The sequence below is a fragment of the Microbacterium sp. genome (assembly GCF_052099035.1).
Lineage (GTDB): Bacteria > Actinomycetota > Actinomycetes > Actinomycetales > Microbacteriaceae > Microbacterium.
Genome location: NZ_JBQDSX010000098.1, coordinates 1 through 7,616, shown reverse-complemented (window position 1 = coordinate 7,616; position 7,616 = coordinate 1). Strand labels below are relative to the sequence as shown.

The window sequence follows — 7,616 nt, the reverse complement described above, 5'->3', positions numbered from 1 at the left end:
TCATTTCGGCGGGCACGATCGAACAGAAGGTGCGCGAGCTGCAACAGAAGAAGCGGCAGCTGTTCTCGAGCGTGCTCGCAGGAACGGCGGCGTCCGGCCTCACCAGCGACGACTATCGAGCCTTGATCGACGGGCACCCTGTGTGATAATTTTTATATGCGCGGGAATAGATCATGACCGCTCGCGTTATCCTCCACGATCACGCTCCGCTCGAAAGGATTCTTCATGACCCTCACCGCTGCCACCGTTCCCGGCTACATCGCCGGCACCTGGACCATCGACCCCGCCCACTCCGAGGTCACTTTCTCGGTTCGCCACCTCGCGATCAGCAAGGTCAAGGGCAAGTTCGAGACCTTCGACGCGACTGTCGTCACCGGCGAGACCCTCGAGCAGTCGTCCGTCGAGGCCACGGTTGAGATCGCCAGCGTCAACACCGGCCAGGAGGGTCGCGACGGCCACCTGCGCACCGGCGACTTCTTCGCCGCCGACGAGTTCCCGACCATGACGTTCCGCTCCACCGCGATCCGCCCGCAGAACGACCACGTGCTGATCGACGGAGACCTCACGCTGCGCGGCGTCACCAAGCCCGTCACTTTCACGGGCGAGTTCGGCGGCATCACGGTCGACGGCTACGGCCAGACGAAGGCCGGCGGCGAGGCCACGGCCAAGATCGACCGCACCGACTTCGGTGTCAACTGGAACACCGCGGTCGACGCCGGTGGCTTCATGCTCGGCAACGACGTCACGATCACGCTCGAGCTGCAGTTCACGCTCCAGCAGTAATCGCGATCTCCACCAGAGCGGCTCGGCGTCACGGTACGCCGGGCCGCTCTGTCGTGCGCCTGTATGTGTGCGCATCTGGAAGGAGGAACGATGGAAGCACGCCGTCGTTCTGCTATCTCGCGGGGCCGATGCCTTCGGTCAGTGGTGTTCACTGTCGAGGTTCCGGCCCTGGCCAGCGAGCAGGGCTGCAAAGGACCCATCGGCGGCAACGAGCTCGTCCCAGACTCCTGTTTCGACGACGCGCCCCTCCTCGAGCACGATGATCCGATCGGCATCGCGAAGCGTCTCGAGCCGGTGCGCGATGACAAGCATGGAGGAGCCGAGTGTTCGCAATCGTCGGATGAGGCGGGCCTGTGTGAGCGGATCCTGGTGGCTGGTCGCCTCGTCGAGGATGAGCACGCCACCAGGCAGATTCGGCGCCGCGTGAAGCAGCGTACGGGCGAGGGCGAGGCGCTGGCGCTGCCCGCCAGAGAGACGGAACCCGCGTCGCCCGACGACTGCCCCCAGGTCAAGATCATCGAGCTCGACGAGTGCGAGAGCGCGGTGCAACTGCGAGTCGGTGGCGTTGATATCCGCGAGACGCAGGTTGACGGCGACCGCGTCGTCGAGCACGAACGGATCTTGGCTCGCGACCGACACGCGTCGCGTGACGTCGCGTGTGCCGCGTACACGGGCATCGTCCCCGTCAATGCGCACGTTCCCGACATCAGGATCCCGGTGCCGCTGCGCAAGCCGCGCCAGGGTCGATTTTCCCGATCCGGTCGCACCGACAACGCCGACGAACTCACCTCGCCTGACTTCCAGTGCCACGTCACAGAGCACCGGTCCTGCGGTGCCCGGATAGGTGTACGTGACGTTGTCGAATTCGAGAGCGACAGACTGCGCGCGATCGCCGGTGACGGGCGATTCAGGTTCGGTTACGGTCGGTGGCCGACACATGAGTTCGCGGATGCGCCGGGCCGCCTCCAACCCGGCCGGCAATGAGGTTGCGAGACGCTCGACGGTTTCGAGCGAGGTGAGTGTTCCGAGAACGAGCGCGATAGCGACGAACAGGCCGGGCAGTGTGTCGCGGAACGCATCCGCATCTCCACTCGCGAGCACACCAGCGACGAGCACGGCGAGCGATCCGCCCCACACGCGCAGATTCGACAGCGCGTGCCGCCAGCCGGCGCGGGCACCGGCCGCCCTGAGCACCCGCGCGAGGCTCCGGTCGAGCGCCGCGAGCGAGGCGGCTCGTTGCGGCTCAGCTTGAGCCGCAACGATCTCCTCGCGGGTGCGCATGGTGTCGGCAACGTGCTGGGCGATGTCAGCGCGCACGGTTGCGGTGGCCTGCGCCGCGCGCTGTCCGGCGGCCGCCCCGATCAGCGGCAGCAGAATACCGAGGGCGAGGACGCTCGCCACCGTCGCCCCGATGGTGGCTCCTGCGGCGATCCACGCGGCGATCGTGGCTCCGAACGGAATGACCACCGCACTCACCGCGGGGGCGATCGTGTGGGCGAAGAAGACCTCGACACGGTCCACGTCGCGCACGGCGACCGTCTGGATGCGGGCGGCGCCAAGACCTTCCGTGACCGCGGGGGCTTGTGGCGCGAGCCGCTCAAGCAGCTGGATGCGCATCTCGCCCATCAGGCTGAACGCAGCGAGATGGCCGAGCAGCTGCTCGAGGTATCGCAATAGCGCGCGCAGCACGGCGGCAACGAGTGTGGCGACAACGACGCCGGCGAGGAAACTCGGTCTATCTGCGCGACCGGCCGCGAGCATCCCGATACCCCAGGCAGGCACAGCAAGGACGGCTGCACCGAGAGCGTGGCCGAGCAACCGTGAGACTGTCGAGACGAGCAGACGCAACGACGCTGCCCTGGCGAAACTGAGCAGCCAGCCGATTGTTGTTCGACGTGTCATACCTGCTCGACATTCGTCTTGAGCGCGGCTCGATAGTAACCGGGACGCTCGCGGAGTTCGGCAGGGCTGTCGGCCGCGGTGATGCGACCGCCTTCGATGACGATCACGAGGTCAGAGTCGGTGGTCATCTCGAGGCGGTGAGCGACTTGCACCACTGTTCTGCCGCCCGCGGCGCTGTGCAGGCTCTCGCGCACGAGCGTTTCGGTTCGACGGTCGAGGTCGGCCGTCGCTTCGTCAAGCAGCAGCACGGGACGCTCCCGCAGCAACGCCCGTGCGAGCATCAGACGACGGCGTTGGCCGCCCGAGAGCATCGCCCCGCCTTCCCCCACTGCCCCTGCCAGACCATGCGGTCTTGTGAGGATCTCACCGCGAAGGTGAGCCTGTTCGAGCGCCGCGAGCAGCTGCGCATCCGTCGCGGTCGGGTCGACGAGCCGCAGGTTATCGGCGACCGTTGTCGAGAGCAGGCTCGCATTCTGCGATACGAGATTCATTCGTTGGCGCAGGTGTGCCGCAGTGCAGGGTTCGCCGTCGAGAGTGATGTCGCCTGCAGTGACGGGCTGGAGTCCGGCGACGACGCGCAGCAGCGTTGATTTCCCGGCACCGGTGGGCCCGACGACGCTCACGTGCGCACCTGCCGGGATGCGCAGATCGACGCCATCGAGCACGGTGCGGTCGCCGTGGCTCACCGTGACCCCGCTCAGCTCGAGATCGCCCGCTGCTCGGAGGGCATTCGGCGCGCCGGCAGGATCGGGCCCCTCACCGCTCTCCGCGAGCAGCGACTCGAGCTGCTTTCTCCGCGCCCGCCCGCCGAGCCCGACATAGAAGGTGCGGCCCACTCGGTCGATGGGTTCGACGAGCAGCACAACGAGCAACAGCCCGGCGAACGCGTCACCGGCGCTCACCGCATCCCCTGCGAGTTGCCACAGCAGCAACGCGACTGCTGCCCCGCTCATGACGAGGCCGAACGCCGCGTCGTTGACGATGATCATGACCTGGTTGCGGGCAAGAAGCCTGCCGAGCTCGGCCATCGCGTTGCGCGCCGATTCGGCGTACTCACGCCGCACTCGTGGAAATGCTCCGAGCACGTTGATGGTGCCGAGCCCCTCCAGCATCTCGAGGTATCGAGATGCCGCCTGCGCTTCACGACTGCGGTAGTGGGCGTTCGAGCGACGCAGCAGGCTTCCGGCAACGATGATGACCGCGGGCACGAGCGCCACGAACCCCGCGAGCGCGAGGGCGCTCAGCGGGTGAATGCCGACCGCCCACGCAATGAGCACGATGATCGGTGCGGTGAACGACGCGAATGTGGCGGCCAGGAACGTCGCTCGGTACCCGCCCGTTTTCTCGACGCCGGATGTGGCGGCGTCAACGATACTGTTCTCGGTCGCGCGATCAGGGCGATCGCCGTGCGACGGCTCGAGGGCATTGACTCTCAGTCCGGCGGCGACGACCCGCTGCCGCCACCGTGCTTCTTCCTCGCCCTGGATGCGCCCCGGCAGAGACTCGGCACACATCCCGGCGAAGGCTCCGAGCAGCGCGCAGGCGATCGCAGCGGTGACGGTTGAGAAGATGGGCTCGCCCGCGAGCGTTCGGTCGAGAACACCCCCGATGGCGATTGCGCTGGCCGCGAGGGCACCGGTGCGCAGCCAACTCGCGATCACCACGCACCACGCGCCTCTCGGTGCGTCACGCAGCAGCTCATCGATCCACATCGGTCCCCCTCGGCTCTCTGCCATCACCCGCGCGCGCTGGAGGTTTCATCCGGAGAAGGTCCCTACGCGAACACGTCGGGGTGCAGCAGCTCAGCGATCTCTTTGAGGCCCTCGCTGATCCGCGAGCCGGCGGTACCCGAGGTCGTTTCGGCGTCAACGAGATGCACCTCGTCATCGGCGACTGCCCGAACGTCAGCGAGCGCTGGGTTCTCCAACAGCTCGGCAAATGGTTCGAGCCCAGCGTCACGGAAATCCTGCACAACGATCACATCGGGATCCGCGGCGATGATCGCTTCAGGATCGGCAGGCATCGCCTGATTCCAACCTTCCTCGACCGCGACGGAACTCCCACCTGCGAGCTCGACGAGATTCGTGGTCGACGAGTGCGCTCCCATGATCATCTGTGTGCCACCGCGGGCCATGAGCACGAGCACGCGCGGTTTGTTATCCACGTCGGCGACCGCGTCGGTCACTGCCGCGGCGTCGTCACGGACTGCGCTCGCGATTGTGCGCGCTTCAGAGTCAGCGCCGACGAGATCGCCGATGGTCTCGATCGAGCTCGCGACGGTCTCCGGATCACCGAAGTCGGTCGACTCGAAAGCGGCGATCGGCACCCCGACACCCTCGAGCGAGTCGATGAGCGAGGCCTCGTCATCGTGCCGCCCCGTGAGCAGGACGAGGTCGGGGTCGAGGGACAAAATCTGCTCGGGGTCTGGGTTCTGCGTCACGCTCAGGTGCGTCGGCACGCTCTCGGCGAGGTCGAGTTGGTTGCCGGTGCCGGGCGTTGCGGACCCCTCCGCGACCGCGACGAGCCGTTCTGGGCCCACGAGTTCGAGAACGATGTCGCCCACCTCGGTCGACAGCGCGGCGACGTGCTGTGGCTCGGCGTCGATGTCGATGTCGCGGTCCCCGACGGCGACGGTGCGCGGGAAGTCAGCGGCAGAGGCAGCATCGGTCGATGCCTCGGAACCGCCGCCGTCGCTCGCGGACGACCCTGCGCATCCTGCGAGTGTGAGACAGCCAATGGCGGCAAGCGCCGTGAATGCCGCGCGGCGGCGATGTGGGAAAGCGGTGGTCATGGTGTGTTCTCTCATTCCGTGTTGTCGGTGTGGCGTCGTGGAGTGGACGTGCGCTCGAGGACAGTCACACGTGGTGTGTGCAAATGCGGGTCGCGATCGACGACGCAGTGCACTCCGTAGCATTCGGCGAGAAGCGCCGGGGTCAGCACGTGCTCGGGAGCACCCTCGCCGCGCACCTCGCCGTCGGCGAGGAGCGTGAGGCGATCACAGCTCCGGGCCGCGAGATTGAGATCATGCAGCACGACGACGACGCTTCGGCCCTCGTCGGCGAGCTCGCGGAGCAGAGTGAGCACCTGCATCTGATATCCCAGGTCAAGGGCCGACACGGGCTCGTCGAGCAGAAGCACGAGAGACTCCTGGCTGAGCTGCTTCGCGATGAGGACGAGCTGGCGCTGTCCGCCAGACAGCTCAGTGATCGGCCGATCGGCGAGGTCATGTACGCCAACGCGGCGAAGCGATCCGTCAACGGCGGCGACATCCTCTGGCGTCAGGGCGCCGCGCATCCTGTCAAACTGGCGCCGATGCGCGTAGCGGCCAAGCTCGACGATCGCACGCACGCTGAGGGCCTCGTCGATCCGGGTGTCCTGCGGAAGGAAGGCGATAAGTCGAGCGCGCTCGCGGGGCAGCAGCGTGCCGAGGTGGCCCCTGACAGTTTCGACGCGCCCCGCTGTGGCAGGTGCAATGCCGCCGAGCACGCGCAGAAGAGTCGATTTTCCGGCTCCGTTCGGACCGATCAGACCGTGCACTTCACCGGCGCGCACGTCGACGTCGATGTCGCGTATCACCGACCGACCGCGATAACCAGCCGCCACGGTACGGCCCGCGAGGAGGAGTTCCTGACCCGCAGGGCGTGCGTGCCGCGACGAGTGTGGGATCTCAGTGAGGATGCTCATCATCTTCTTCCGCTCCGGGCGACGAGCAGGAGCAGTATGGGAGCGCCAAGGAACGCGGTGATGGTGCCCGTCTGCAGGACAACGGGATCAAAAAGGTTGCGTGCGACCAGATCAGCGCCCACGAGAAAAATCGGCCCGATCCCGATGCTCACGGGCAGGAGGAGGCGGTGGTCGGGACCGAGCACGAGCCGTACAAGGTGCGGCACAACGAGTCCGACGAACGAGATCACCCCCGTGACCGCGACGCCTGCGGCGGTGATGAGTGCCGCGATCGCGAGGAGCACCTGCCGGACCCGCTTGATGCGAGCACCGCTCGCGATCGCGTGCTCATCACCGAGAAGGAACAGATTGAGCTCGCCTGTTGCCGCAAAGAGGAAGACGAGGCCGACCAGGATGGGGACGACCGCGAGGCCGACGTCGCGCCAGTTGCTTGACGTGAGATCGCCGTTGAGCCAGAACATTGCCTGCTGGGCGTCGTCAGAGTCGGGCGCGTTCGCGATGATCGCTGAAATGAGCGCACCGAGGAACGCATTGATCGCAATCCCGACGAGAAGCAGGGTCGCGCCGGATCCTCCGCGCAACCCGGCAACGAGTTGCACGATCGTGACGGCGACGAGCGCGCCGAGGAATGCGGCCGTCGGCAAGAGCCATGGCATGGTCGCCGCGGCACCGCTGACAATCACCAACACCGCCGCGACGGCGGCACCTGAAGACACCCCGGTGACACCGGGCTCGGCGAGCGGGTTGCGGAACACTGCCTGCATGACTGCGCCGGCCGCCGCCAGACTGGCCCCGACGAGCAACGCCAACACGGTGCGCGGCAATCGAACCGACCACACGAGGTGAACGGTCGCCGATGCGATGTCCGGCAGCGGCAGGCTGAGGACGGCCAGCGGATCGCGGAGCGGCTCAACCAGTGCGAACAACACCGTCGAGAGGTTCGTGTTGACGGGCCCGATCGCGCACGCCACGACTGTGATCACGACGATGCCTGCGGGAACGCCGATTCCGAGCGCAAGACGTCGCGCGGGGCGCGGGGTGGCGCGGGCAGGGCTGATCACGTCGCCAGCATATAGTAATGAGAATCATTGTCATAAACCGAGAGCAGTCTGGTCAGGCACGCAGCGAACACCGCCCGCCGACAAGGCAACGGCCGGTGACTCGAAGCGAATCACCGGCCGTCACATCGTGTGCTCAGTCGAGCAGCAGCGCCGGCTCCTCCAGCACAGCGGCCACGTCGGCGACGA

6 protein-coding genes are annotated in these 7,616 nt (G+C 66.8%); 1 reads left to right on the top strand and 5 read right to left on the bottom strand.

The genetic code is table 11. The features are described 5' to 3' along the window. Positions 1–225 precede the first annotated feature (225 nt). Positions 226–783, top strand: a complete 558-nt coding sequence (locus ACTIAO_RS16325) for a YceI family protein (RefSeq protein ID WP_029153459.1) — start codon at positions 226–228, stop codon at positions 781–783. 138 nt (positions 784–921) lie between these two features. Here the strand turns inward: ACTIAO_RS16325 and ACTIAO_RS16320 are convergent, their stop codons facing one another. From ACTIAO_RS16320 to ACTIAO_RS16300, 5 genes are all read right to left on the bottom strand, one after another. After that, entirely contained in the window at positions 922–2,685 is a 1,764-nt protein-coding gene (locus ACTIAO_RS16320; protein ID WP_441845768.1) for an amino acid ABC transporter ATP-binding/permease protein, read from the bottom strand. Further along, positions 2,682–4,397 carry an ABC transporter ATP-binding protein gene (locus ACTIAO_RS16315; RefSeq protein WP_051216639.1) on the bottom strand — a complete coding sequence of 572 codons (1,716 nt, stop codon included), beginning with the start codon at positions 4,395–4,397 and terminating at the stop codon, positions 2,682–2,684. Before ACTIAO_RS16315 ends, ACTIAO_RS16320 begins: the two co-directional genes overlap by 4 nt. 62 nt (positions 4,398–4,459) lie before the next feature. Continuing rightward, a complete protein-coding gene (locus tag ACTIAO_RS16310) occupies positions 4,460–5,476 on the bottom strand; it encodes an ABC transporter substrate-binding protein (RefSeq protein ID WP_029153460.1) in 1,017 nt (338 codons plus the stop codon). A gap of 11 nt (positions 5,477–5,487) precedes the next feature. Then, positions 5,488–6,369 (bottom strand): ABC transporter ATP-binding protein, encoded by an 882-nt coding sequence (locus ACTIAO_RS16305; RefSeq protein ID WP_051216640.1) that lies wholly within the window; start codon positions 6,367–6,369, stop codon positions 5,488–5,490. Further along, complete coding sequence (locus ACTIAO_RS16300; RefSeq protein ID WP_084644297.1) at positions 6,369–7,430, bottom strand: FecCD family ABC transporter permease; 1,062 nt, start codon at positions 7,428–7,430, stop codon at positions 6,369–6,371. Before ACTIAO_RS16300 ends, ACTIAO_RS16305 begins: the two co-directional genes overlap by 1 nt. Positions 7,431–7,616: the final 186 nt, after the last annotated feature.